22 protein-coding genes and 1 tRNA gene are annotated in these 23,787 nt (G+C 42.9%); 17 read left to right on the plus strand and 6 right to left on the minus strand.

Translation table 11 applies throughout. The features are described from left to right. Nucleotides 1–172: 172 nt before the first annotated feature. Nucleotides 173–625, plus strand: coding sequence for an SRPBCC family protein (locus V7K21_RS15650; protein ID WP_335175718.1), 453 nt, complete (start codon nt 173–175; stop codon nt 623–625). A 29-nt stretch (nt 626–654) separates the two neighbouring features. Here V7K21_RS15650 and V7K21_RS15655 read toward each other — a convergent pair whose 3' ends face one another. Beyond that, nucleotides 655–1,479 (minus strand): SirB1 family protein, encoded by an 825-nt coding sequence (locus tag V7K21_RS15655; protein ID WP_335175720.1) that lies wholly within the window; start codon nt 1,477–1,479, stop codon nt 655–657. 617 nt (nt 1,480–2,096) lie between these two features. On the opposite strand from V7K21_RS15655, the gene V7K21_RS15660 reads away from it, so the two are divergent. From V7K21_RS15660 to V7K21_RS15680, 5 genes are all read left to right on the plus strand, one after another. Next, nucleotides 2,097–2,714, plus strand: a complete 618-nt coding sequence (locus V7K21_RS15660) for a PEP-CTERM sorting domain-containing protein (RefSeq protein ID WP_335175722.1) — start codon at nt 2,097–2,099, stop codon at nt 2,712–2,714. A 340-nt stretch (nt 2,715–3,054) separates the two neighbouring features. Next, the gene (gene atpD / locus V7K21_RS15665; protein ID WP_335175724.1) at nt 3,055–4,503 is read left to right on the plus strand and encodes a F0F1 ATP synthase subunit beta; all 1,449 of its coding nucleotides are present in this window, start codon (nt 3,055–3,057) and stop codon (nt 4,501–4,503) included. Nucleotides 4,504–4,591: 88 nt separating this feature from the next. After that, nucleotides 4,592–5,005, plus strand: coding sequence for an ATP synthase F1 subunit epsilon (gene atpC, locus V7K21_RS15670; protein WP_298905807.1), 414 nt, complete (start codon nt 4,592–4,594; stop codon nt 5,003–5,005). A 154-nt stretch (nt 5,006–5,159) separates the two neighbouring features. Further along, the gene (locus V7K21_RS15675; protein WP_335175727.1) at nt 5,160–7,292 is read left to right on the plus strand and encodes an SPFH domain-containing protein; all 2,133 of its coding nucleotides are present in this window, start codon (nt 5,160–5,162) and stop codon (nt 7,290–7,292) included. Nucleotides 7,293–7,530: 238 nt separating this feature from the next. Continuing rightward, on the plus strand, nt 7,531–9,267 hold the full coding sequence (locus V7K21_RS15680; RefSeq protein ID WP_335175845.1) for a serine/threonine-protein kinase: 1,737 nt from the start codon (nt 7,531–7,533) through the stop codon (nt 9,265–9,267). Between the two features lie 10 nt (nt 9,268–9,277). Here V7K21_RS15680 and V7K21_RS15685 read toward each other — a convergent pair whose 3' ends face one another. Next, the gene (locus V7K21_RS15685) at nt 9,278–9,577 is read right to left on the minus strand and encodes a 30S ribosomal protein PSRP-3 (protein ID WP_273765874.1); all 300 of its coding nucleotides are present in this window, start codon (nt 9,575–9,577) and stop codon (nt 9,278–9,280) included. A gap of 425 nt (nt 9,578–10,002) precedes the next feature. Here V7K21_RS15685 and V7K21_RS15690 point away from each other — a divergent pair, with 425 nt between their 5' ends. Continuing rightward, nucleotides 10,003–10,806: a TIGR01548 family HAD-type hydrolase gene (locus tag V7K21_RS15690; protein WP_335175729.1), complete on the plus strand. Its 804-nt coding sequence runs from the start codon at nt 10,003–10,005 to the stop codon at nt 10,804–10,806. An 86-nt stretch (nt 10,807–10,892) separates the two neighbouring features. Beyond that, the gene (locus V7K21_RS15695; protein ID WP_335175731.1) at nt 10,893–12,281 is read left to right on the plus strand and encodes a cytochrome P450; all 1,389 of its coding nucleotides are present in this window, start codon (nt 10,893–10,895) and stop codon (nt 12,279–12,281) included. Nucleotides 12,282–12,465: 184 nt separating this feature from the next. Here V7K21_RS15695 and V7K21_RS15700 read toward each other — a convergent pair whose 3' ends face one another. Both V7K21_RS15700 and ruvB read right to left on the minus strand, forming a co-directional pair. Next, the gene (locus V7K21_RS15700) at nt 12,466–13,269 is read right to left on the minus strand and encodes a tetratricopeptide repeat protein (protein ID WP_335175733.1); all 804 of its coding nucleotides are present in this window, start codon (nt 13,267–13,269) and stop codon (nt 12,466–12,468) included. 85 nt (nt 13,270–13,354) lie between these two features. Continuing rightward, nucleotides 13,355–14,455, minus strand: a complete 1,101-nt coding sequence (gene ruvB / locus V7K21_RS15705) for a Holliday junction branch migration DNA helicase RuvB (protein WP_335175735.1) — start codon at nt 14,453–14,455, stop codon at nt 13,355–13,357. 269 nt (nt 14,456–14,724) lie between these two features. On the opposite strand from ruvB, the gene hisF reads away from it, so the two are divergent. The 3 genes from hisF to V7K21_RS15720 all read left to right on the plus strand — a co-directional run bounded on the left by hisF (nt 14,725) and on the right by V7K21_RS15720 (nt 15,960). After that, on the plus strand, nt 14,725–15,498 hold the full coding sequence (gene hisF, locus V7K21_RS15710; RefSeq protein ID WP_335175737.1) for an imidazole glycerol phosphate synthase subunit HisF: 774 nt from the start codon (nt 14,725–14,727) through the stop codon (nt 15,496–15,498). Between the two features lie 99 nt (nt 15,499–15,597). Beyond that, entirely contained in the window at nt 15,598–15,792 is a 195-nt protein-coding gene (locus tag V7K21_RS15715; protein ID WP_100901219.1) for a hypothetical protein, read from the plus strand. Nucleotides 15,793–15,887: 95 nt separating this feature from the next. After that, nucleotides 15,888–15,960 (plus strand) — tRNA-Ala (locus tag V7K21_RS15720). 50 nt (nt 15,961–16,010) lie between these two features. On the opposite strand, the gene V7K21_RS15725 is transcribed toward V7K21_RS15720, so the two are convergent. Further along, entirely contained in the window at nt 16,011–16,541 is a 531-nt protein-coding gene (locus V7K21_RS15725; protein WP_335175739.1) for a hypothetical protein, read from the minus strand. 351 nt (nt 16,542–16,892) lie between these two features. Here V7K21_RS15725 and V7K21_RS15730 point away from each other — a divergent pair, with 351 nt between their 5' ends. The 6 genes from V7K21_RS15730 to V7K21_RS15755 all read left to right on the plus strand — a co-directional run bounded on the left by V7K21_RS15730 (nt 16,893) and on the right by V7K21_RS15755 (nt 23,109). Continuing rightward, complete coding sequence (locus V7K21_RS15730) at nt 16,893–17,612, plus strand: GDSL-type esterase/lipase family protein (RefSeq protein ID WP_335175741.1); 720 nt, start codon at nt 16,893–16,895, stop codon at nt 17,610–17,612. A gap of 240 nt (nt 17,613–17,852) precedes the next feature. After that, nucleotides 17,853–18,287 carry a hypothetical protein gene (locus tag V7K21_RS15735; RefSeq protein ID WP_335175743.1) on the plus strand — a complete coding sequence of 145 codons (435 nt, stop codon included), beginning with the start codon at nt 17,853–17,855 and terminating at the stop codon, nt 18,285–18,287. A gap of 286 nt (nt 18,288–18,573) precedes the next feature. Beyond that, on the plus strand, nt 18,574–19,038 hold the full coding sequence (locus V7K21_RS15740) for a cation:proton antiporter domain-containing protein (protein WP_335175745.1): 465 nt from the start codon (nt 18,574–18,576) through the stop codon (nt 19,036–19,038). 448 nt (nt 19,039–19,486) lie between these two features. Next, nucleotides 19,487–21,685, plus strand: coding sequence for a cation:proton antiporter (locus tag V7K21_RS15745; protein WP_335175747.1), 2,199 nt, complete (start codon nt 19,487–19,489; stop codon nt 21,683–21,685). Nucleotides 21,686–21,690: 5 nt separating this feature from the next. Beyond that, the gene (locus V7K21_RS15750) at nt 21,691–22,170 is read left to right on the plus strand and encodes a hypothetical protein (protein ID WP_335175749.1); all 480 of its coding nucleotides are present in this window, start codon (nt 21,691–21,693) and stop codon (nt 22,168–22,170) included. Between the two features lie 105 nt (nt 22,171–22,275). Continuing rightward, entirely contained in the window at nt 22,276–23,109 is an 834-nt protein-coding gene (locus V7K21_RS15755; RefSeq protein ID WP_335175751.1) for an AMIN domain-containing protein, read from the plus strand. A 59-nt stretch (nt 23,110–23,168) separates the two neighbouring features. Here V7K21_RS15755 and V7K21_RS15760 read toward each other — a convergent pair whose 3' ends face one another. After that, a complete protein-coding gene (locus V7K21_RS15760; RefSeq protein WP_335175753.1) occupies nt 23,169–23,708 on the minus strand; it encodes a DUF3172 domain-containing protein in 540 nt (179 codons plus the stop codon). Nucleotides 23,709–23,787 lie beyond the last annotated feature (79 nt).

Consider the following 23,787-nt stretch of genomic DNA (forward strand, 5'->3'; position numbering starts at 1 on the left):
GCCGCAAACACTGAGTCAGTGTTTTGCCTATCAATTTACCAGTAAAAACGTACATCTATGGCATTGATATCAAGAGTAATTTTTGACTTTGTTACCAAATATTTGATTTAATCTACTGGCAATGGCGAATTTTGCGTTACTCTAATTGCAGCAACAGCACCAAAGATGTAGAATGTCCCAAGTTTTGGAACAATCGATTCAAATTAATGCAACAGCTACGGTGGTGGAGCGCTGTATTAGTGATTTAGCTCTCATGCACCGCTGGCTTAACCCCGTTCTCCGTTGCGAACCTGTAAGCGAAGCTTGGAGTACCGATGTCGGCAGTCAAAGTCGTTTTATCATTCAAATTCCTCTACTAAAACCTACGTTGAATAGCGTAGTTGTGGAACGACAACCGGGTTTGGTAGTTTGGGAATTTAAGGGATTTTTTCACGGGCGCGATCGCTGGGAATGTCAACCCACAGAAAAAGGAACGCTTCTACTCAACCGCTTTGAGTACGATATCCCTAACCCTTTAATTAGTTGGGGTTTCAACACCTTTGCTGCGTCTTGGACAAAAGAAGATATGCAATCCCAGCTACGCCACCTCAAACGAGTCGCAGAGGAAGCGCAAATTAGTCGATAGTCTAGAGTTAGCAGTCAATCCCCACTCCCCTACCCATCCTTACCCAATTCGGTAAGTAGCCGCCGAATCATAGATGCATCCTCGGCATTAGGAACTTTTGCTAAATAATTTTGTAGGTCGTTTATGGCTTGGGGATAGTAACCTAGTTGATAATAGATCAGACCGCGATCGCGCAATTCTAAAGTTAGATTAGGAAACAGCAATAAAATTCGTTCAACTGCTGCTAGCGTTTTTTCTAATTCTTGCTGTTTCAGGTAAATAAATTTTAAATTTGTCAGCATCCGCGCCAAAAATTGCCGATGACTGACTACAGCTAAAAATTCTGGTTGTAGCGTCACGGGTTGCTGATAAAGTTGAGACAGTCGTTCTTCGCAATCTTGAGCAAATATTATTTCACCGCTACTGAAAGCATCCACAAAAATCTCTATATCTGGAACATCTGGGCGGATTAGGAAATGTCCTGGCATCCCCACACCCACCATCGGAAAATCAATCCGTCGCGCAACCTCCAAGTAAACCAATGCTAAGGTAATGGGAATCCCCAATCGTCGGTCGATTACATCATTGAAAAAGCTGTTGCGCGGGTCGTAATAGTCAATTTTATTACCAGAAAACTTTAAATCCTCGTAGAGATACTGATTAATACTTTGAACTATCCGCAAAGGATATCGTGAATCAGGCAGGCGTTCTTGAAGCTCCCATGCCATTGTATCAAGGGCGTTGAGATATTCCTCTGGGTCTAGCTTGGGATATTCTTCTTGTGCAATATACAAAGCTGCCTTTGCTAGGTCAATCTGCTCGTCAGACTGCTGAATCTCCTGATAAAAATATTGTCGTGCTGACGAGAAATTCATAAGCTGTTGCTCGGTGGAAGTGTGAGGATGAAGCCACAGCTACGCTCAACTCAGACATCGCGGCTTGGCTAAAAACAGTTTTTTAGTATCTATCTTTATATTATGGATATTCAGAAGATTTGGAAATGTAGTTTGTAGATAGCTTTCATGATATATGCATCTTCCCAACTGATTTTTAGTGAATGCTATGTTGATGATGTCTACAATGGGCTGCGCCTACATAAAACACATGATATCCGATAGATATGTATTATCTTATACAAACTTATCCGAAAATTTGATAAATTTGTATATATTAATTTAGTAATAACTGTAAAATTGCCATAAAAGCTTTATCTATTATACTTTTAACAGGTTTTATTTTTTATAAAAATACAAGTTACATTGTAAATTTTTAGTGAATCCCAATCATAATACTTGTTTTTCCAACTTTATTTACCAATAATGCTTGTAGTTATACTAGTTTACTGAAATCAAGTTAATACAATGCCATTAGCCTAATAATTACTGCTTGTATCTGCGATCGCAGCGAAAGGCTAAATTTCATCTGCTATGAGAGATTTTTGTTTAATTTCACTGGCAAGTTTGTGTACATTTAGATCCAACAGGGTTAATTAATGAAAACTTATCACGTTTTACAGGGAACACTGACATTAGCAACTTGTACTTTGTCAGCTTTAGCCATCTCCACAAGTGCCAATGCGTCTACTGTCGTAACGTTTGACGATCTAAAAGGTGATAATCTTCTAGTACCGGATGGCTATGGTGGAATCCAATGGGATAATAATTGGACTTATTACGGTTTTGAGCAAAACCCATACACTGCTGAGTCAATTCCGAACCGAATCTATGGGAACTATATCAAGTGGGGAAGTAATGGTTTAACCAGTATTCCATTCTACTTTGCATCACCCGTAATCTTCGATGGCGGCTATTTTTCTGGAATGGATTCCTCTTACCCCGCAAGCTTTTCACTCTACAATGAAGGAACACTACAGGCAACATCTGCATCGCTTACACCTTCTTCTACACCAACTTTTCTGTCATCGGGTTATACAGGACTGGTTGATGAAGTTCGTGTAAATTGGTACAATAGCGAAACAGCCCTAGATAATGTAACATATCACACTGCTGCTGTTCCTGAACCAGCTTCTTTGATTGGCTTGCTTGGTTTGGGTAGTTTTGGTGTAATTTCTAAACTCAAGCGCAACAGAAAGCCGCAAGTTAACTGCTAATAAAACCTTTAATCTATTAAGCAAAAGTTAGGTGTCAAAATCTCGCTTTTTTGCTCTAAATGCAAATACTTCAGTAATTTTACATAGTGGTATCTTTCGTTACAAAGCCCAATAGCACAAGGGCGATCGCATCCGATAAATGAGATTAGGGATAAAGAACTGGAGTCTATTCTGTGAATCTAGTCAGGATGAGGACTACAACCTCAGCCGCCAAGCTGCTTTTTAAGGAATTACTAAGGGAGTTGTGTCCCCTTGCGGTGCTACAGTGAAAGGTGACATTGCTTAATTTTATGTCTTCTCCGACCTTATCTGAAATCTAGCTTCAATCATTAGGCGCAGCATGGTCACAACCGCAGAAAAAACAAACATTGGTTACATCACCCAAATCATTGGTCCAGTTGTAGACGTTAAATTTCCCGGTGGGAAATTGCCACAAATCTTCAACGCTTTGAAAATCGTTGGCACCAACGAAGCTGGACAGGAAATCAACATCACCGTTGAAGTACAGCAACTGTTAGGCGACAACCAGGTGCGAACTGTTGCGATGAGTTCCACCGAAGGCTTAGTGCGTGGTTTTGAAGTCACCGATACAGGCGCTCCCATCAACGTACCAGTTGGGAAAGCCACTTTGGGTCGGATTTTCAACGTCCTTGGCGAACCTGTGGACAACAGGGGCCCTGTAAATGCTGAGGCAAGTTTACCCATCCACCGCTCTGCTCCCAAATTCACTGACCTGGAAACCAAACCTTCGGTGTTCGAGACTGGGATTAAAGTTGTTGACCTTCTGACTCCCTATCGACGCGGCGGTAAGATTGGTCTATTCGGCGGTGCTGGTGTTGGTAAAACCGTGATCATGATGGAGTTGATCAACAACATTGCTACCCAGCACGGTGGAGTATCCGTATTTGCTGGTGTGGGTGAGCGCACCCGTGAAGGCAATGACCTCTACAACGAAATGATTGAGTCTGGGGTAATCAATAACGAGAACCTCAACGAATCAAAAATTGCTCTAGTGTACGGTCAAATGAACGAACCACCCGGAGCGAGAATGCGGGTTGGTCTTTCAGGATTGACAGTAGCAGAGTACTTCCGGGATGTGAACAAGCAGGATGTGCTGCTATTTATTGATAATATCTTCCGGTTTGTACAAGCAGGTTCGGAAGTGTCGGCACTACTGGGTCGGATGCCCTCAGCAGTAGGATATCAGCCCACATTGGGAACTGACGTGGGTGAACTGCAAGAGCGGATTACCTCAACTACAGAGGGTTCGATTACCTCCATTCAGGCAGTGTACGTACCAGCAGATGACCTCACTGACCCCGCACCTGCTACCACCTTCGCCCACTTGGACGGTACAACAGTGCTGTCTCGTGGTTTGGCAGCTAAAGGAATTTATCCCGCAGTTGACCCCCTTGGTTCAACTTCCACCATGCTCCAGCCCAACATTGTCGGTGAGGAACACTACAATACTGCCCGTGCGGTGCAATCAACTCTGCAACGTTATAAAGAACTCCAAGACATTATCGCCATTCTTGGTCTAGATGAATTGTCTGAAGAAGACCGTCTAATCGTGGCGCGGGCGCGGAAGGTTGAGCGCTTCTTGTCCCAGCCGTTCTTTGTGGCAGAAGTGTTCACAGGTTCTCCTGGTAAATACGTGAAGTTGGAAGATACCATCAAAGGCTTCCAGAAGATTCTGTCTGGTGAGTTGGATGCTCTGCCAGAACAGGCTTTCTACTTGGTAGGCGATATTAACGAAGCGATCGCCAAAGCTGAAAAAGTCAAAGGTTAGTCATTAGTCATTGGTCATTAGTCATTAGTGCGATCGCTAATGACTAGTGGCAAAAGACAGAGGATAGAAGACAAAGGACAAAAGACAAATGACATTAACCGTTCGTGTAATTTCCCCAGATAAAACAGTATGGGATGCCCCAGCTGAAGAAGTTGTTTTGCCTAGCACTACTGGTCAACTAGGTATCCTCACTGGACATGCACCACTTTTGACCGCCCTGGATACTGGTGTAATGCGAGTCCGTGCTGCTAAAAATGAGAATTGGCAAGCGATCGCTCTTTTGGGTGGCTTTGCCGAAGTCGAAGAAAATGAAGTGACAATTCTGGTTAACGGTGCTGAACGTGGCGACAAAATTAACCTTGAGGAAGCCCGTGCTGCTTACAACCAAGCAGAAGCGCGTCTAAGTCAAGTGTCAGCAGACGATCGCCAAGCCCAAATCCAAGCAACTCAAGGCTTCAAACGGGCCCGCGCTCGGTTTCAAGCGGCTGGCGGTTTGGTCTAATTTAAATTTCTATTTCAAGTTTGTAGGTTGGGCAATGTTCTAACCTACAAGATATTTATTAAATTTAAAAAAAATTACGCCAAGTTTAAGAAATCGAGGCAAGTCTTGGTGAAGTGTTAAATTAACTAATTAGTTGCCCAAATGGGCACAAATTATGAAAAGCTTTTCATCTTTGCTTGATACTCGTAAACAAAATAAGGTAGCTCGTTTTGCAGCATCTATCGTAGCAACATTGGCGATGGCTGCGCCAACGTCTTTGGCGATCGCTGGTAATATTCATTCTGCCAATGCTACTCCTGTAAAAATAACTACTGTAAAAGAAATCACTTCGGCGACTGTCCAGCTAAATCAGACCAAACCAAATATTGCCCAGTTACCAATTAGCAGAACTCAATATCAAGCTGCTGGAATTAATCCTGTTGTACTGGTTCCCATCCTACTTGTCGGCGGTTTAGTCATATTTGTGCCTCTGTTCTTTGGCGGATTAGTGGTTATTGGCGAACGTGAAGTCGGCATTGTGGTGAGGAAATTTACCCTTTCCGGGCGCGGACTCCCCGCCGGCAGTTTGATTGCCCTCAACGGGGAAGCTGGCTTGCAGGCAGATACTTTAGCTCCTGGTTGGCACTGGGGCTATTGGCCTTGGCAATATTCTGTAAAGAAAGAGCCGGTAGTTGTCGTTCCCCAAGGGGAGATCGCTTTGATTGTGGCGGCAGATGGCGCATCCAACCCACCAGAGCGGATTTTGGGTAAAATTGTCAGTTGTGACAACTTCCAAGATGCTCGAAAATTCCTCACTGAAGGTGGAGAAAAAGGGCGACAGATGGGTTTTCTCACCGCAGGTACCTACCGGATTAATACTGCCCTGTTTAAAGTGATTACAGCAGCAAATGCTAGCACTCATGGCATGAGTCCACAACAGTTGCAGATTTATGAAATAGCAGCAGAGAAGGTTGGTATTGTTGCTACTTTGGATGGTTCACCGATTGCAGCAGGTGAAATCGCGGGACGCATCATTACCGGGCATGATAATTTCCAGAATGGTCAAAAATTTATCGATGCTGGAGGACAACGGGGTTTACAAGAACACGTATTATTATCGGGTTCGTGGAACCTAAACCCTTGGTTTGTCCATATTGAACAAGTCCCGATGACTGAAATCCCGATCGGTTATGTGGGTGTGGTGATTTCTTTCGTAGGCAAGGAACACCAAGATGTGAGCGGAGCAGCTTTCACTCACGGAAATTTGGTAAACCAAGGACATAAGGGCGTTTGGGTTGAGCCATTGTATCCTGGGAAACACCCGCTCAACACTAAGGTGATGAAAATTGAGCTAGTACCGACAACAAATATTGTCTTAAACTTCACTGAAAGAATTACTGGAAATCACGGTTATGATACAAACTTGCAAGCACTAAAACTGCTGTCATTTGATGGTTTTAGCTTTAGTTTAGAGATATTCCAAATTATTCACATTGGTGCTTCAGATGCCCCAAAAGTGATTTCCCGCTTAGGTTCGATGCAAAACGTCATCGATCAAGTTTTGCGTCCAATTGTGGGAAATTACTTCCGCAACTCGGCTCAAGAGTATACTATCTTAGATTTCTTAATTGCGCGAAGTGAGCGCCAAGCTGAAGCCTCCGAATACGTTAAATCTGCCTTGCGTGCTTATGATGTGCAAGCGGTGGATTCGTTGATTGGTTTGATTACCCCACCAGAAGAATTAATGCAGACACTCACAGACCGGAAAATTGCTGAGGAAAACCGCAAAACTTATGAAGTTCAGCAGATGGCGCAAACCCAACGGCAACAACTTGTTCGGGAGACAGCAATGGCTGATATCCAACAAGAAATGGTGAAATCAGAGCAGAGTGTGCAGATTGCTGATTTGAAAGCCCAAGCCCAAATTAAACAGGCGAACGGTGAAGCTGAGGGGACAAAACTCCGGGCAATTGCTGAGGCTGAAGGGATTCGGGCTACGGGTAATGCCAAAGCTGAAACCTACCGCGCTGGTGTAGAAGCTTTGGGGCCACAAGGTTATACAGCAATGCAACTAATGCAGATTATAGGCGATCGCAATGTCCGCTTGATTCCAGATGTCTTAGTTGGCAGTAATGGCAGCAATAATGGTTTAGTAGATGGGCTACTATCGATGATTTTATGGAATCAAACTGGTAAGGGTGAATTAACACCAACACCTTTGCATTCCCAACCAGTAGTTACCAAAGCCCAACCAACCGCAGAAAATGGTTTTCCACCTATAATTGTGAATTTCCCGGCGGATAAGTAACATCCAATAGGACAGCACATCTGTCCATACGTGTCAACTTAGAGCCAGGGCGAATAGAATTCGCGGCTATACAAACGTTCGCCCTTGGCGTTCTTGAAGGGTAGTCCGCCTCCGCGGACTAAGGAGAAATTAAGGGTTTGAGAACCCACGGAGGTGGGTTTTGCCTGTATAGACGCGGTTTCTAACCGCCGATTTAACTGAAAGGAAAGTTTTGCTTTTACAAGAACGTTATCGTTTAATGAAGCAGATTGGTAAAGGGGGATTCTGTAAAACCTTCCTCGTTGTAGATGAGGCTCAGTTTCCTCCAGTTCCTTGCGTCGTTCAAGAATTATCACTAAAATCCGAAACATCTAAAGGTTTTCAGCAAAAGGCGCAACAGTTAGAAGAATTAGGCAAGCATCCCCAAATTCCGGCTTTACTGGCTTATTTTCCGCAGAACGGGTATTTTTATTTAGTGCAGGAGTTTATTGCAGGCATTAATTTAGCTCAGGTGGTTGAGGAGGAAGGGGCTTTTAATGAAACTCAGATTTGGGAACTTTTAGAAGATGTGTTGCCAGTTTTTCAGTTTATTAGCGATCGCAACATCATTCACCGCGATATTAAACCCCACAATATCATTCGGAGATCCCCAATTACTAAGAAAGGGGATTTAGTCATAGTCGATTTTACCACTGCGAAAATTTTCACAGAAATTGATCGGCTAATATCACAAACCAGTATCGGCAGTCCAGAATATGCTGCCCCAGAACAAGCGAGGGGAAAAGCGGTTTTTGCTAGTGATTTATATAGCTTAGGTGTAACTTGCATTTACTTACTTACCCAGATTCCTCCCTTTGATTTATTTGATATTGCTAATGATTGCTGGGTTTGGCAACAATATCTTACTACCAAGGTTAGCGATCGCCTAGCGCAAATCCTCAACAAGCTGCTGCAAAATGCTATTAATCGCCGTTTTCAATCAGCTGATGAAGTTATGCAAGCAATGGGTATGGAATGTAAAACTCAAAATTTTAAATTACCAAATCCTCCTTGGCGATGCTTGCATACCCTAATTGAGCATTCTGGGAGATTGAGTAGTGTGAATGCTCTTGCCATCAATCCTGACAGTAAAACTTTAGCCAGTGCTAGTGATCATAAAATCGTCAAATTGTGGGATTTAAATACCAAAAAAGTCCTAGCTAGCTTATCAGGACATTCTCAAGCTGTAAAATCAGTTGCCTTCAGTCCTGATGGGAAAATTTTGGCAACTGCTAGCGATGATAAAACTATTAAATTGTGGCAGATTGAGACATTAGAAGAAATCTGCACTCTCTTGGGACACTCACACGCTGTGAAATCAGTTGCTTTCAGTCCAGATGGCGAGATTCTCGCTAGTGGTAGTTGGGATAAGACAATCAAACTCTGGGATGTAAATACTGGCACTGAAATTTGCACGATAACTGGACATCAATTACAAGTAAATTCAGTGGCATTTAGTCCCCAAGGAAAGCTTTTAGCCAGCGCTAGTTATGACAGAACAATTCGCCTATGGCAGATACCTGCATTAGAAAGTTCCCACAAAGAATTTCAAAACCGCCCATGCTATAGCTTGTTAGGCACCCTTTCGGGTCATGCATGGGCGGTTTTGACAGTCGCTTTTAGTCCTGATGGGAAAATTTTGGCGACGGGTAGTGATGATAACACTATTAAATTGTGGGAGGTAAACACTGGTCAGCTAATTTGCACACTTGTAGGCCATTCTTGGTCTGTGGTGGCTGTGGCTTTTACTGCCGATGGCGGAACGCTCCTAAGTGCAAGTTGCGACAAAACAGTTAAACTTTGGAGGGTAAGCACAGCAGAAGAGGTTGTTACTCTCTCTGGTCATGTAGACTCAGTATCTGCTGTTGCTGTGAGCAAAGTTAGACAATTAATTGCAAGTGGTAGCAGGGACAAAACTATCAAACTGTGGCAGCTTGTAGAACACCACAATCGCTAATATTGTTATATCAAGCGCTACCTGTGAAGGCAACTTCTGGAAATTTCAACTGAGCTTCTGCCATTGGACGGTTTCTGCCTTCCTCTTGCCAGTAATTAATCACTTCTGTCGCTTTATTAAGCAACTCGACACGATCCAGGTCAGTAATCCAATGTTTGGCTTCTAGTTCCTTTTTTAACTCTTCCCAGGCATCATTTCTGGGCCAAAAAAAGTACTTAGTCAAAGGACTTGTGCCTTTGCCTACAATTTGATCGACTGCTAGAGCAACGTTTTCGTCTAACCACAAAATTTTCAAAATAAACTTGGTCAATCACACCTCCGGGAATTTCCAGGCATTACTTAACTAGGATAGCGATCGCTTATTTTAACTCAATACCCTATCAAATGACCAAATATTCGGGAGTGCTGGGTTACTAAGAGAGCGAAACGGGGGATTGAAGTAAGGACACAATGGAGTACTCGGTAAAAAGTATTACTTATGAATCTTCTTATTCAGCCCTCACTACTCAGAACTGATTTGATGCCTAAGCCTAATCATTTTACTTTTTATTCAGCACTGTTTCGGTAATTAGAGAATGGGCTAACATAAGGTGTAGTCGGCGCTAACTACAGATGCTTATGACTCGCCACAAGCCCTCGACCCCGATTTTTTACCTTAGGTTGAAAAATGAAACTATTGAGCATCCATAATGGGGTTAAACTTTTTTATGCTCCCCGCCCAAATTTACCCCTCCCATGACTGAAAAATCCTCAATAAAAGCGATTGTTGTTTTCGATATTGATGGCGTTGTGCGTGATGTTAGCGGTTCCTATCGTCGAGCGATCGCAGATACCGTAGAATATTTTACTACCCAAGCATATCGTCCAACACCATTAGATATTGACCAACTCAAGTCTGAAGGTGTGTGGAATAATGATTGGGAAGCATCGCAAGAATTAATTTACCGCTACTTTGAAACCCAAAAACAGACCCGCGAGCAACTGCAACTAGATTACAATGCGATCGTTGCTTTTTTTCAATCGCGTTACCGAGGCCCAGACCCAAATAATTTTACTGGGTATATTTGTAATGAACCCTTATTATTACAACCTAGCTATTTAGAGCAACTTACCCAAGCTGGGATTGCTTGGGGGTTTTTTAGCGGTGCTACTCGTGGTTCAGCTAACTACATTTTGGAAAAGCGTCTGGGTTTGAAATCTCCAGTATTGATTGCGATGGAAGATGCGCCAGGTAAACCTGACCCCACTGGACTTTTTGCTACAGTTCGTGAATTAGAAAATGGAATTGAACAAAAATTAGCTGTAGTGTATGTGGGAGATACAGTAGCAGATATGTATACCATCAACAAAGCACATGCTTTGGATTCTTCTCGCCTTTGGATTGGTGTAGGGGTTTTACCGCCCCATGTGCAGGAAACATCAGCCCGTGGTGATGCCTATGCTGAGACACTGCTAGCAGCAGGAGCAGTGGTAGTTTTAAGTAATGTGCAAGAATTGACCCCAAGGCAGATTCAGGAATTGGTAAGTTCATCTGCCTGATCTGTGTTCTAAGATCAATCAAGCTATGCGTGCATGAATCATTAGCTGAGAACAATCTTGCTTTAATCATTGGGAGATTAATAAAAATGTCTGCACTTAAACTGCCTAACGGTCCCCAAACTCACCCTTGGGTACAGACGTATCAGTGGCTTACTAATCCCTTAGAATATATGGAAGCCTGTGCTAAACGCTATGGTGATACGTTTACTCTCCGGATTGGCCCAGTTTTTACTCCTCAAGTATTCATTAGTAATCCTCAGGCGATTCAGCAGATTTTTACTACAGATCCAAAACACTTAGACTCTGGTGTAGCAGCAGGTTCAACAACGCCTTTATTGGGGCCAAATTCTCTACTATCCTTAGAAGGAAAACCTCACCAGCGCCAGCGTAAATTGCTGACACCTCCTCTACACGGGGAAAGAATGCAGGCTTATGGTGATTTAATCTGTGAGATCACCAAGCAAGTAACTAGCCAGTGGCTAGTCGGAGAAACCTTTACAGTCTTGCCATCCATGCAAGAAATCTCCTTTCAAGTGATTTTGAAGGCTGTATTTGGTCTAAAGGACGGACTTCGTTATGAAAAACTCAAAGAAATCCTGATTGCTATCCTGAATCCAAAAAGACCTATTTTCCGGGCAATACTGCTCCTGTTCCCATTATTACGACAGGATTTAGGGCCTCGCAGTCCTTGGGGAAGTTTTCTACGTTTGCGGCAAGAAATGGATGATCTCATCTATGCTGAAATTCAAGAGAGGCGATCGCTTGCAGACCAGTCTCGAAGTGATATTCTATCTTTAATGATGGCGGCTCGTGATGAAGCAGGTGAGCCGATGACAGACTTGGAATTACGTGATGAGTTGATGACTTTGTTGGTTGCAGGTCATGAAACTACGGCTAGTTCTTTGGCATGGGCGCTGTACTGGATTCATCATCAGCCTGAAATACGTGAAAAACTGGTGCAAGAACTGGATAGCCTGGGTGACAATAAAGACCCGAACGCCATTTTCCGATTACCTTATTTAAATGCTGTTTGTTCGGAAACAATGCGCCTGTATCCGGTGGCGATGTTGGGATTAAATCGATTGGTTAAATCACCTTTAGAAATTGCAGGCTACAAATTTGACCCTGGTACTATATTGGTTCCTTGTATTTATTTGAGCCATCATCGAGAAGATTTATATCCCAATTCAAAGCAGTTTAAGCCAGAGCGGTTTCTAGAACGACAATTTACTTCGGCTGAATTTTTGCCCTTTGGTGGTGGTAATCGTCGCTGTATTGGCATGGCATTTGCCCTGTTTGAGATGAAACTGGTATTGGCAACTATACTATCTAGTTGGCAAATGAAACTAGCTGATACAAAGCCAGTACTGCCAGTTCGGAAAAGCGTCCTATTAGCACCAAGCGGTGGTGTATCAATGGTGCTAATTGGAAAGCGTCAGCAAAATCAGCAAGTTCTTGAGACTACTTTAGTGTAGAAAGTTTGAAATGATATGGGATAGGGTGGAAGCGATCGCAGCAGGACAAAGAATCCCAAAATGAGTCATAGCTAAACTTAAAAAAATGCAAGGTAAATACAACTATTATCCACGATTGGGTGCAAAATTTATGGGCATAATTTTATTATCAAACAATCCACATAGTTATGATGCCTCACAGATGTTACTGGAGTTTCAAGAACTTATTTAAAGCTGATACCATACTTGGGGGCCAACGCCGGATATTTGTTACCCAGTTGATGTCCTTATAACGGCTATCCAGTCCATAAGCTGCTACCCAGTTACTTTCGGCTTCCCCTTGTTCTCCATTTACCCAATAGGCAGCTGTGAGGGCGGCACGCATATCGGCAAACTTGGGATATTTACGGACAATATTCCGCATTTCCCGGATTGCTTGCTCTATTTGACTAGTTTCATAAAGAGCGAGGGCATAGTTAGCACGGGCGAAAGCAAAATTTGGCGCTATCTCATTAGATTTTTTGTAGTCAGCGATCGCATCTAACCATTTTCCTAAACCGGCTGTAGCATTACCGCGATTATTGTACGCCATCGCATCCTGAGGATCGAGTTCTAAGACATGATTATAATCTGCGATCGCATCGTCCCATTTTCCCAATCCTTCCAACGCCGCACCCCGATTCAAATAAGGATCGGTGACATTTGGCGCTAGTTCTATCGCTTTGTTATAATCTGCCAGCGCCTCTTGTAATTTGTTCTGACTCACCCGCGAATTTCCTCGGTTACTCCACGCCCCTGCATTAGTGGGAAATTGCTCAATAATCTTTGTCCAGTAAGTTTCAGCCGTGGCAAAATCACCTTGATTCGTTGCTGTAAACGCTTGATTTGCCCACTCATCGCCTTGTTTTAACTGTTCTTGAGTAATGGGCGGTTGAGATTGTGCCATGACTGGAGTACCCCAGCCAAACACAAGTAATAGACTGAAAAAAATAGCAATCAACTTAATCATCTGGATTTACCTGTGTCTATCTTAAACATGGCGGGGCAGGGGAGCAGAGGAGCATAATTAATGCCCAATGCCCAATTTCCCATAATTACAATAATGACAACTGTTCATTAGGCGGCGTGAATCCTAAATGCTTATATGCTGCCTTTGTCGCTATCCTCCCCCGATGAGTCCGAGTTAAATACCCAATCTGCATCAGGTAAGGTTCATACACCTCTTCAATTGTTTGGGTATCTTCACCCGTCGCTGCTGCCATTGTTTCCAACCCCACTGGCCCGCCGTTAAATTGTTCAATTATGACACTTAGCATCTGGCGGTCTGTCCAATCTAAACCGCAAGGATCTACTTGAAATAGCTGCAATGCCTCTGATGCAACGCTTTCATTAATCTCCCCAGATAACTTTACCTCCGCATAATCACGGACTCTTTTAAGTAACCTATTTGCAATACGTGGCGTTCCGCGTGACCGACGGGCAATTTCTGTGGCACCATCTTCTGTAACGGGGGTTTTGAGTAATTGAGCGGTTCGCAGTACAATTTTAGTCAGTTCGTCAACTTCGTAAAATCGGAGTTTTTGAATCAAACCGAAGCGATCGCGCAGTGGTGAAGTTAAAGCACCCACACGGGTTGTAGCTCCCACTAAGGTAAACTTTGACAGAGGTAAACTTCTGATCCGAGCGCTCGAACCCTTACCAATAGTAATATCTAAGCGATAATCTTCCATCGCTGGATAAAGAATTTCCTCCGTCATCCGCGAGAGGCGATGAATTTCATCCACAAATAAAATATCTCCTGGTTTCATGTTCACCAGTAGCCCGACAATATCCCGTGGACGTTCTAAGGCTGGCGCACTGGTAATTTTGTAATTTACCCCCATTTCCGATGCTAAAATCATTGCCATTGTGGTTTTGCCCAATCCTGGCGGTCCGTACAGCAGCAAGTGATCCAGCACTTCACCACGAGACTTGGCTGCTTTGATGGCAATATCTAGCACATCCTTTAAATCTTTTTGCCCAATATAATCGGCAAATCGATGCGGCCGAATACCTTCTTCTTGCTGTTCTTGTTCATCAATAGCAGCTTCAGGTTGCAAAATATTGTCTGTACAAGGTGTCCTCGCCGACTCTCGACGCTGCTTTGGTTCTCCGTTAGGTTCTGGAGGCTGTTTTTTCGAGGAGATTATCGCCATAATTCAGCTATCTACTTTTAATGGATTAGGGAGGGATTAAGGAGTGGTGAGGGAGGGAGGGGAGGCAGTGCGTTGCGCGGGTTAAGAGCGTTGTAGCAACTGCCGTGAGGCAGGGCGAGAAAGAATAACCAATGCCCAATGCTCCATGCCCGATGCCCCATTTTGCAATACGTGCTTAAAACAAGGGATGTGAAAATTTTCGTTTTAAAATACCCGCGCCAATTTAAAATTTAAATTCGGGTCAATTACCCAGAAGTACAAAAGTTATTATGTTATCTAAAAGAATCTTACCGTGCTTAGATGTGAAGGCGGGACGGGTTGTAAAAGGAGTTAACTTTGTCAATCTCCAAGATGCAGGCGATCCGGTAGAGCTGGCCAAGGTTTACAATGAAGCTGGTGCAGATGAATTAGTATTTCTGGATATTACAGCTACTCATGAAGACCGAGCTACTATTTTAGATGTGGTCTACCGGACTGCTGAACAAGTCTTTATTCCATTGACTGTGGGTGGTGGCATTCAATCCTTAGAAAATGTTAAAGCTTTATTAAGAGCAGGTGCAGATAAGGTTAGTATTAATTCTGCGGCGGTGCGTGATCCAGACTTGATTAATCGGGCAAGCGATCGCTTTGGTAATCAGTGCATAGTTGTTGCTATTGATGCCAGACGCAGAAATAACCCGGAGAATCTAGGTTGGGATGTGTATGTGCGGGGTGGCAGGGAAAATACAGGCTTAGATGCCCTATTGTGGGCACAAGAAGTTGAAAAACGGGGGGCCGGAGAACTCCTAGTCACAAGTATGGATGCCGATGGAACCCAAGCTGGGTATGACATCGAGATCACACGGGCAATTGCCGATACTGTCGAAATTCCAGTGATTGCTTCTGGTGGTGCAGGTAATTGTGAACATATCTACACTGCCCTAACTGAAGGCAAAGCTGAAGCAGCATTACTGGCATCCTTGTTACATTACGGACATTTAAGCGTAGCAGAAATCAAAAATTACCTGCGCGCTCGCAACGTGCCAGTAAGAACATTCTCTTAAATGACTATTTAGCATTTAATGACATCTATCTTAGGTTAGACACACTTATCTGAAAGGGTGTTAATATTATTTTACAAGTATTAACAAATATTAAAAAATATGTTGCTTCCTATTTTACTTTTTGATGTCGCCCTGGTGGCGTGGTCACTGCACTTAATGGAAAGAGCCTACGAAAGTAAAGAATTTTCTCTGATGTTGGCTGGTACATTGGTTGCTCTGGCTGCTGCTGCCATGTTAGTAGTTTACTTTTTAATGGGGCATTGTATGACCTATTTGTTGCAAGTGTCGTTGTGAATTGTTGAGTGGTTGAGGAGATATTTAAAATTTAGTTTTCATAAAAAGCTTGACAAAGTAGTAATAATTAAGCGATTATGTATAATGGATTTTAAGGGGTTATAGCGCAGTTGGTAGCGCACCTCAATGGCATTGAGGGGGTCAGCGGTTCGAATCCGCTTAGCTCCATTCTTAACACCCTAATCTTCTCTGTTAATGGAGAGGGCTAGGGAAATTTATTAGAGGGTTTTAAATACTTGTCTACCTAGCCAGTCTCGAAAGTTGGAGTGATAGAGACTGTAATGGGTTTCTGAGGCGATTCGTTGTTGCTGTAAGAACTCTAGCCAATTTTTTAGCACTTCCCCTACTTTATACTCATCAGTATCAATGATTTGTGCGATCGCATTCACTGATATTGCTTTTTGCTGCTGGATTAAGACATTTAACACATCTATGCTATACTCAGTTCCTAGTTCGGGTGGAATCATTTGGTGTAAATGCTGCTGATAATATGCTTCTAAACCAGGCGGGAGTTGATTATACCAGAAAGGTTCCGGGTAGAAATTTTCTGCGTTAGCGAAGCTTACCGTTCGCATAGCGTCTCGCAGAGAAGGTATCGCACTTATTATCTGACTGAGATACATGAAATTATTTTCGCTTAAAGTGGTGAGGCGATGCCTAACGGCAAACTGCTTTGCATCTACGCAGAATTCTTGCTCACTAATCTGGTAATTACTCAGCCAAGATTTAAGATTTGACCTCTCCCCCAACCCCTCCCCTTGTAAAGATGGTTCGGTTCGACTTTGCTCACCAGCCGCTCAGTGACTATCGTAGACATCGCATAGACTTTTAAGTACCAAACCCCAAACTTTAACTTTTAAACCGCACCTTTTATGCTCAAAGGTGCAACTTTCAAGCTCAGAAGCTCAACATTCACCCTCAGAGGTTCAACATTCACCTTCAGAGGCTCAACATTCACCTTCAGAGGCTCAACTGCGACAATATTAACTTTGCAACCATATCAATAACTAGAAACCCGATATATGCTTGGACACTAAAGATAGCCATCTATGGTATAGAAATGTATAGAATCTTGTAAAGATATAAAATATAGTTTTTAAATGCACACATTTCTAGCTTCTTCCTCAATGCAGGTGTCTGTACCACCAAATCACTTTCAGCCAATGAAGATTGTCGCACTGGGGGACAGCTTAATTTATGGATTTGGCGACCCGGAAAAAGGAGGCTGGATTGAGCAACTACGGCGATGGTGGATGTTGCCGGATAGTGCGGGTCATGTTCTTTATAATTTAGGGGTAAGAGGCGATCGCACGCAACAAGTAGCACAAAGGCTAGAAGTTGAATTTCGCCACCGGGGTGAACTGCGAAATCGTGTTCCCGACTTGATTATTTTATCCGTAGGCGTGAATGACTCAGCCCGGTTGGCGCGTCCCGATGGCCGAAGTTACACAGATTTTACCGTATTTGAAAAGGAAATTGCTTCTCTGCTAGATTTAGCACAGCAACTATGTCCTGTGTTATTTGTAGGCATGGTGCCAGTGGATGAAGCCAAGATGCCATTTTTAGATTGTTTTTACTATAATCATGCCGACCAGTATGGCTACAAAGAAGCAACTCGAATTGCTTGCATGAAACGGCAGATTCCCTATTTGGACATTTTTGAGCAATGGATGGAACGCAGTGAAAGTTGGCGGCTCAAACGCTTGAGTGAAGATGGTCTTCATCCCAATACACTAGGTTATCAGGCTTTGTTAGAAGATGTGATCAATTGGGATGCGATACATTCAGCGGGCTTTGCCAATGCAGCTTACCATTCTTAATTTGATTATCACCTTAAACCATCCTAATAATATAGATATATTGGTGCTTTGAGCAAGCCGATATTTTCATATTTGCTATCCTCGCAAAAAGCACCACAATCTTGCTGAATTTTCAATAACATCCATTTGAAAATCCATCTATAAAAACTTTAACTCCTCTGTTGTTAATTACTTTTAACTCCTAACTCCTGTACAGACGCGATTAATCGCGTCTCTCCAAACTCCAAACTCAGCACTCCTATGACACCAACTTTATTTGGTCGCTGGCAAACTCGATTATTATTATTTGCAACTGTTGGCGGACTTGTATCTTTGCTATTTGCAATAGGTTGGATTGGCCCTACTCCTAACTCGGTTTATTTTTGGATACTTGGTTATGTCGCCATCTTTGGCTTAGGCTGGGATGTGCTTTATAACTATCTGCAAAAATCTCGCTGGGATAGGGATTGGCCCGCAGCTTATCAACTCTTAGCTGGTATATGGGAATTGGTGTTTGTTTTCTGTGGAGTTAAATTATTTGGCTTTTTACCAATACCTTTACCCAAGGAAGAACTATCGCCAGGAGCCGTTTTATTGCACTATAGCATCGTGTGGTTAGGAGTTTTTATTACTTCCCAAAGCCTAATGCGAATTATTTTTCCCCGTTGGCGTTTCCGGGGTGGAGAATGGTTGTAATACCTCAAATCCTCGTAACTAACTTAATCAAAAATTATAGGAATTTTCAGATAATTAAACTGTATGGTAGTGACCCACAGATGTGAGTCACTACAGCAGACTGTGGTTGAAATAGATGAAAAAGTTAAAAATCGCAAATTAACAAATCATAAAAAATCATATATAGCAATCCTGTTTGAGTTGTGAAAACTATCAAACCGCCTTTGCGTAGCGTCTCGTAGAGAAGATAAGAAAATAAGCAGAGAATTTCATAAATCATTTAAGACTACTATATGGCGGTTTTAGTTTGGATGCAATATTCGGTGCTTTTGTGTTAAGAACAGTGACACCACGCGGAGAATTCGCCCAACAAATTCGCCAACATACAGAATTTTTAACTACTTCTTTTTTGCTACCGATGTTTTTTGTTTTCTCTGGATTGAACACTCAAATTGGATTGGTAAACACACCTACTTTGTGGCTAATTACGCTCTTAATTATTGTGATCGCAATTCTTGGTAAAGGTATTGCTTGCATGTTTGCGGCAAAATTGGTGGGAGAAAATTGGCGCGAATCAGCAACTATCGGCGCTCTGATGAATGCTCGTGGTTTGATGGAGTTAATCATCCTTAATATTGGTCTGGAACAAGGTATAATTACGCCGACTTTATTCACTATGATGGTTATTATGGCAGTCATTACTACACTGATGGCATCAACACTTATTGCCTTTTTGTTGCAAGGTACAAGCTATAATAAATCTTCCGCTTAAGCAAATTTAAATATAAAATTAATTACTTAGCAATTGAGTAAAACATTCTGCTTTGACTCTGGATATAACTGCTAATTTTTTTGAGTTCAGTAATTCGGAAGTTCTTCTAAATTGAGCTACTAAAATCATTAGAATTTATGTTTCACTGCTGTAACTGCATTGTAACAATAATTGACATAACAACGAAGCACAAATTACGCTTGCGTGTATAATACGCTTGGGTTATGGCTAAAACTCTTTGTAAAAGTCAATTGTTTGAACGACCTGCATTCAGGTAGCAGACGCACCAGAAGAACGCATAGACATGAAGTGGCTTCCCGCAAGGTAGGACACAAAGAGAAATAAATACTTAACTGAACTGTATTGGTGTATATCTAACAAGCTTGACATTTTCCAGTCTTTTAAAGAATCATCTTAGAGAAACCAGATAGTTACTTTTGAGGAAATCATGCACATAGTTATTCTTGTTCTGGTTGAAGTGCTGATTGTTATTGGACTTTCACGGCTAGTAGGGCTAGGATTCCGTTCCATTAAGCAACCGCTGGTAATTGGTGAGATTGTCGCTGGGATTATGCTCGGCCCATCTTTATTTGGTTTAATTGCTCCCCATCTAGCAGTTACCTTGTTTCCACCAGAAACTATTCCTTTTCTAAATGTTTTGTCTCAGGTGGGACTAATATTTTTCATGTTTCTGATTGGGCTTGAACTAAATCCAAAATACCTCAGCGGACAATTAGAAGTAGCTGTTTTAACTTCTCATGTCAGCATTTTAGTACCGTTTTCCTTAGGAACATTGCTAGCGGTAATCCTTTATCCCCTAGTTTCCAACGCAAGTGTATCTTTCACCGCCTTCACCTTATTTTTGGGGGCAGCAATGTCGATTACTGCCTTTCCAGTGTTGGCGCGAATCATTACTGAAAAGAATTTACAAGGAACGCGTTTAGGAACGTTGGCGTTAACTTGTGCTGCGGTGGATGATGTGACAGCTTGGTGTCTCTTGGCAGTAGCGATCGCTGTAGCTAGAACTGGTGACTTTGCTGGTGCTATACCGACAATTATCGCCAGCATAATCTACATCGGTTTGATGTTGACGGTGGGACGTTGGTTCCTCAAAGGCCTTGCCAAACACTACCTCCGTGCGGGACGCCTCAGCCAATTGCTGCTAGCTGGGATTTATATGGGCGTAGTTGCGTCTGCACTGATCACCGAACTAATTGGCATTCACTTAATTTTTGGGGCATTTTTACTGGGAGCAGCAATGCCCAAAAATGAAGATTTAGTGAGGGAATTGGCAGTAAAAACCGAAGATTTTGTATTGATATTTTTGTTGCCAATATTTTTTGCCTACAGTGGCTTAAAAACGCAGATTGGCTTGCTCAACCGTCCAGAATTGTGGCTTTTGTGTGCGTTGGTTTTAGGAGTGGCGATCGCAGGCAAATATGTTGGCACTTATGTAGCGGCCCGTATGAGTGGCATTAGTAAACGGGAAGCCTCGGCACTCGGTTGGTTAATGAATACTCGCGGCTTGACTGAACTGATAGTGCTAAACATTGGTCTAGAGTTAAAGGTAATTTCCCCTTTAATATTTACCATGCTGGTAATTATGGCATTGGTAACTACCTTCATGACCTCGCCACTACTGGAATGGATATATCCGAAGAAGCTGATCAGGTTAGATGTTGTGGAACGCGAGTCGGAAGCAGATACCTCTACTGCCAGTGAAATTTCCCCTCGTCCTTACCGAATTTTGGTGCCAGTGGCTAATCCAAGTACGCAAAAAGGTTTAGTACAGTTGGCAGTAGCGTTGGCGCAGCCTGCTGTAGGGATCGCTCTCAATTACCGATATCCTGCCGTTGTTAACCCCCTCAGCCTGATTGAATTTCAAGAAGACTATGCCTTTGAAAGTACCCCAGTTGAAGCAGACCGATTAATCGCCCAGCGCCGCCACCAACTAGAAGAATTGATTAATACTCTCGAACCGCCAGAAACTCGTTCTTGTGTGCATCCTATCGTTCGCATATCCAGCAATGTTGCCCGCGAAACAGCACAGATTGCCACATTAGAACAAGTTGATTTAATTGTTGTAGGCTGGCATCGACCAGCTTTTAGTAGTAATCGTTTAGGTGGACGAGTCGGACAAATGCTTACCACTGCACCAGTGGATGTAGCAGTGTTTATAGATAAAGGCAAAGAACGATTAGAAAGTTTATTGGTACCTTATTCTGCCAATATCCATGATGATTTAGCACTAATACTAGCTCTGAGATTGCTAATCAATCGTGAGACTTGTATGTTGCAGATATTACAGATAGTAGCAAATAATACAAAAGAAGAATTGAGTTACGAACTGCACACGATGATGGAGCAATTGCCCACCAGTGTACGCGATCGCATTGAAATCAAAATTATCGAAGCCCCAGAACCAATCCAAGCCGTAATTCAAGCCTCAGAAGCTGTTGATCTAACTATTGCTGGCACCAGCCGCGCTTGGGGTATCGAGCGCCAAACTCTGGGAAGATATACAGATCAACTAGCCATCCAATGTCGTTCCTCCCTGCTAATTACCCGCCGCTACAGTCAAGTCACCGCTCACCTTGCCTCTATGCTTCCTGAGGTTAGTAGTCAAGAGCCAACATTGAGGAGTTGAAATTCATGAATCATTTCAAGTTCAAATCTTTGGCTTTTTACGGAGTAGCAATAATTTCAGTTTTACTGTTGTTTAAAACTGTAACCGTTTATGGGGAAAACAATCTCAAGGCTCCTCCTCCAGTTAACGGCCAGTATCGTCTAACCCTGGCTGAGAATTTGCCGAACTGTGAAAAATCGGATACCTTGACGTTAAACATTCAGCAGTCGGGTATTTACTTAAATGCCTCTGTATTACCGGTAAACACTAAGGCCGATACTGACGAAAAGCACTCTCTGGCAGGCATATTCAGAAATCAACAGTTAAATTTATCTGGAAAAGTTGGCAGATCAATCCTTTGTAATATTCCTCCCCCCCAAAATGATCCTCTGAATTCAATCGCAATTCAAATGCAACTTGTGGATAAAGGTAATATGACAGGTCAATTAACCGTAAATGGCATACAAACTCTGAAATTGACTGCTGTGCCCCAAAAAGCTCATTAAATCAGGAAGTGGGGAACTCGGGCCCCCTCTGGGGATAAGGATTTTAGGCGCGAGTAAACAGCAATCTGAGCGCATTCTATGGGTTTTATGGAGCAGATAAAAAGAATGGATCAGGGACTAAAGACTAGGCAATTTTGCCAATGGCGCAAGCAGCTATTTAGCATCAGTCTATTCGGCTTTTGTGCAGCGATCGCCCTCGAAACTTGCACTACTGCTGCTACACCAGTGGTAAAGCTAGATAATTGGCGTTTTTCCCCCAAGACACAGCAACTCGAAATTACTCTTTCAGCAGGCACAACCCCCCGTTATTTCTACTTAGCCCAACCCTCTCGCCTTGTTGTAGATTTACCGAATACTAAGTTGGGCAAAGTTACCACACAACAAAATTATTCTGGAGCAGTCAAAAGTATTCGCGTTTCTCAACTGAACGCTAAAGACACACGTATTGTCTTAGATTTAGCACCAGGGACTGTTTTAAATCCCAAACAGGTACAACTGCAACCCGTTTCCCGAAAAAACTCCACTCGCTGGGTGTTACGTCCGGTTATTTCTGGTAAAACTACTGCCGTGAAATTAGGAAACTCCCCACCTTCACCCAAGAAACTACCTCAAACCCCCCAAAAGCCGCCTAGTAACTTACCCGTAACTACTACTAACCAACAACTACCCTTACTTACAGCTCCACCTCCATCCAATCAACTGCCCCCAACAATTACTATTAACTCAGGACAGCCTCTTGTAACCGTACCTCCTCTAAGCCCTAATACATCCTCTCAACAACCTGCTTTGATTCTTCCCCCTCCGTCTTTCCCAAATCAACCCAATGATTTGAATAACATTCCTCCTTCTGGTATGTCGGAATTTCCAGTTCCAACAACCCCCAATGTTCCCAATCCCCAAGTGATAGAGTTTGGTCAACCTCTTCCTAAAACCCGATAGGGACTGGAGAGCAGGGGAGAAGAGTTTTCCCCAATGCCCTGTTTGGCCCATTCCCAAATCTAAAATCTGTCCGTTTGCTGAGGTGTTCCAACTGCTCCTGGTTGAGCGGTGAAGAAGTTTTGAGCAGCTTCATTCTGATATATACACCTAATATCAGGTTTGTCACTGTCCAAGTTACCCGTAAAGCCAAAGGTATTCAAGCGATTCTTGCACTCATTTACCTGATCAGATGTCACCAGTTTACGTTGCTCTAGAATTGCCCAGTCATTTTGTCGGATCACACATCCAGGACGCATACTCGGCTGAGAAACATAGACATTGAAGGGGTTGAGAGTGACGAACAGTCTAGTGTCCATTACCATAGCGCTAGCTCCGTACTGCACACAAATCTCAGGGTTTGGTGCTTTGGTGTCAATGAATTCACGCGAAGCCACATTTGATGGGGCCAACGTGGTTGTAGAACTAAAGGCAATGCCAATTCCAATTCCCAAAATCAACACCCCTCCCATAATTGCGATGGTGAAGAGGTTAAACATTGGAGATTGGAAAATAGAGGGTTTAGAAGTAGTAGCCGATTTACCAGTGGGTTTACGTCTCATTGTTGCTTAATCACCTTCACGCCGATTTGGCAGGGAGTGGTCTAAAGTTTTCTCCCTCTTTCAGTATGCCTATTCTTGA

This window comes from Nostoc sp. (genome assembly GCF_036919595.1).
Classification (GTDB): domain Bacteria; phylum Cyanobacteriota; class Cyanobacteriia; order Cyanobacteriales; family Nostocaceae; genus Nostoc.

Excerpts from the sequence above, each read along its gene's own strand:
- V7K21_RS15650 (WP_335175718.1), top strand. The coding sequence starts at position 173 with ATGTCCCAAGTTTTGGAACAATCGATTCAAATTAATGCAACAGCTACG.
- V7K21_RS15655 (WP_335175720.1), bottom strand. The coding sequence starts at position 1,479 with ATGAATTTCTCGTCAGCACGACAATATTTTTATCAGGAGATTCAGCAG.
- V7K21_RS15660 (WP_335175722.1), top strand. The coding sequence starts at position 2,097 with ATGAAAACTTATCACGTTTTACAGGGAACACTGACATTAGCAACTTGT.
- atpD (WP_335175724.1), top strand. The coding sequence starts at position 3,055 with ATGGTCACAACCGCAGAAAAAACAAACATTGGTTACATCACCCAAATC.
- atpC (WP_298905807.1), top strand. The coding sequence starts at position 4,592 with ATGACATTAACCGTTCGTGTAATTTCCCCAGATAAAACAGTATGGGAT.
- V7K21_RS15675 (WP_335175727.1), top strand. The coding sequence starts at position 5,160 with ATGAAAAGCTTTTCATCTTTGCTTGATACTCGTAAACAAAATAAGGTA.
- V7K21_RS15680 (WP_335175845.1), top strand. The coding sequence starts at position 7,531 with ATGAAGCAGATTGGTAAAGGGGGATTCTGTAAAACCTTCCTCGTTGTA.
- V7K21_RS15690 (WP_335175729.1), top strand. The coding sequence starts at position 10,003 with ATGACTGAAAAATCCTCAATAAAAGCGATTGTTGTTTTCGATATTGAT.
- V7K21_RS15695 (WP_335175731.1), top strand. The coding sequence starts at position 10,893 with ATGTCTGCACTTAAACTGCCTAACGGTCCCCAAACTCACCCTTGGGTA.
- V7K21_RS15700 (WP_335175733.1), bottom strand. The coding sequence starts at position 13,269 with ATGATTAAGTTGATTGCTATTTTTTTCAGTCTATTACTTGTGTTTGGC.
- ruvB (WP_335175735.1), bottom strand. The coding sequence starts at position 14,455 with ATGGCGATAATCTCCTCGAAAAAACAGCCTCCAGAACCTAACGGAGAA.
- hisF (WP_335175737.1), top strand. The coding sequence starts at position 14,725 with ATGTTATCTAAAAGAATCTTACCGTGCTTAGATGTGAAGGCGGGACGG.
- V7K21_RS15715 (WP_100901219.1), top strand. The coding sequence starts at position 15,598 with ATGTTGCTTCCTATTTTACTTTTTGATGTCGCCCTGGTGGCGTGGTCA.
- V7K21_RS15730 (WP_335175741.1), top strand. The coding sequence starts at position 16,893 with ATGCACACATTTCTAGCTTCTTCCTCAATGCAGGTGTCTGTACCACCA.
- V7K21_RS15735 (WP_335175743.1), top strand. The coding sequence starts at position 17,853 with ATGACACCAACTTTATTTGGTCGCTGGCAAACTCGATTATTATTATTT.
- V7K21_RS15745 (WP_335175747.1), top strand. The coding sequence starts at position 19,487 with ATGCACATAGTTATTCTTGTTCTGGTTGAAGTGCTGATTGTTATTGGA.
- V7K21_RS15750 (WP_335175749.1), top strand. The coding sequence starts at position 21,691 with ATGAATCATTTCAAGTTCAAATCTTTGGCTTTTTACGGAGTAGCAATA.
- V7K21_RS15755 (WP_335175751.1), top strand. The coding sequence starts at position 22,276 with ATGGATCAGGGACTAAAGACTAGGCAATTTTGCCAATGGCGCAAGCAG.
- V7K21_RS15760 (WP_335175753.1), bottom strand. The coding sequence starts at position 23,708 with ATGAGACGTAAACCCACTGGTAAATCGGCTACTACTTCTAAACCCTCT.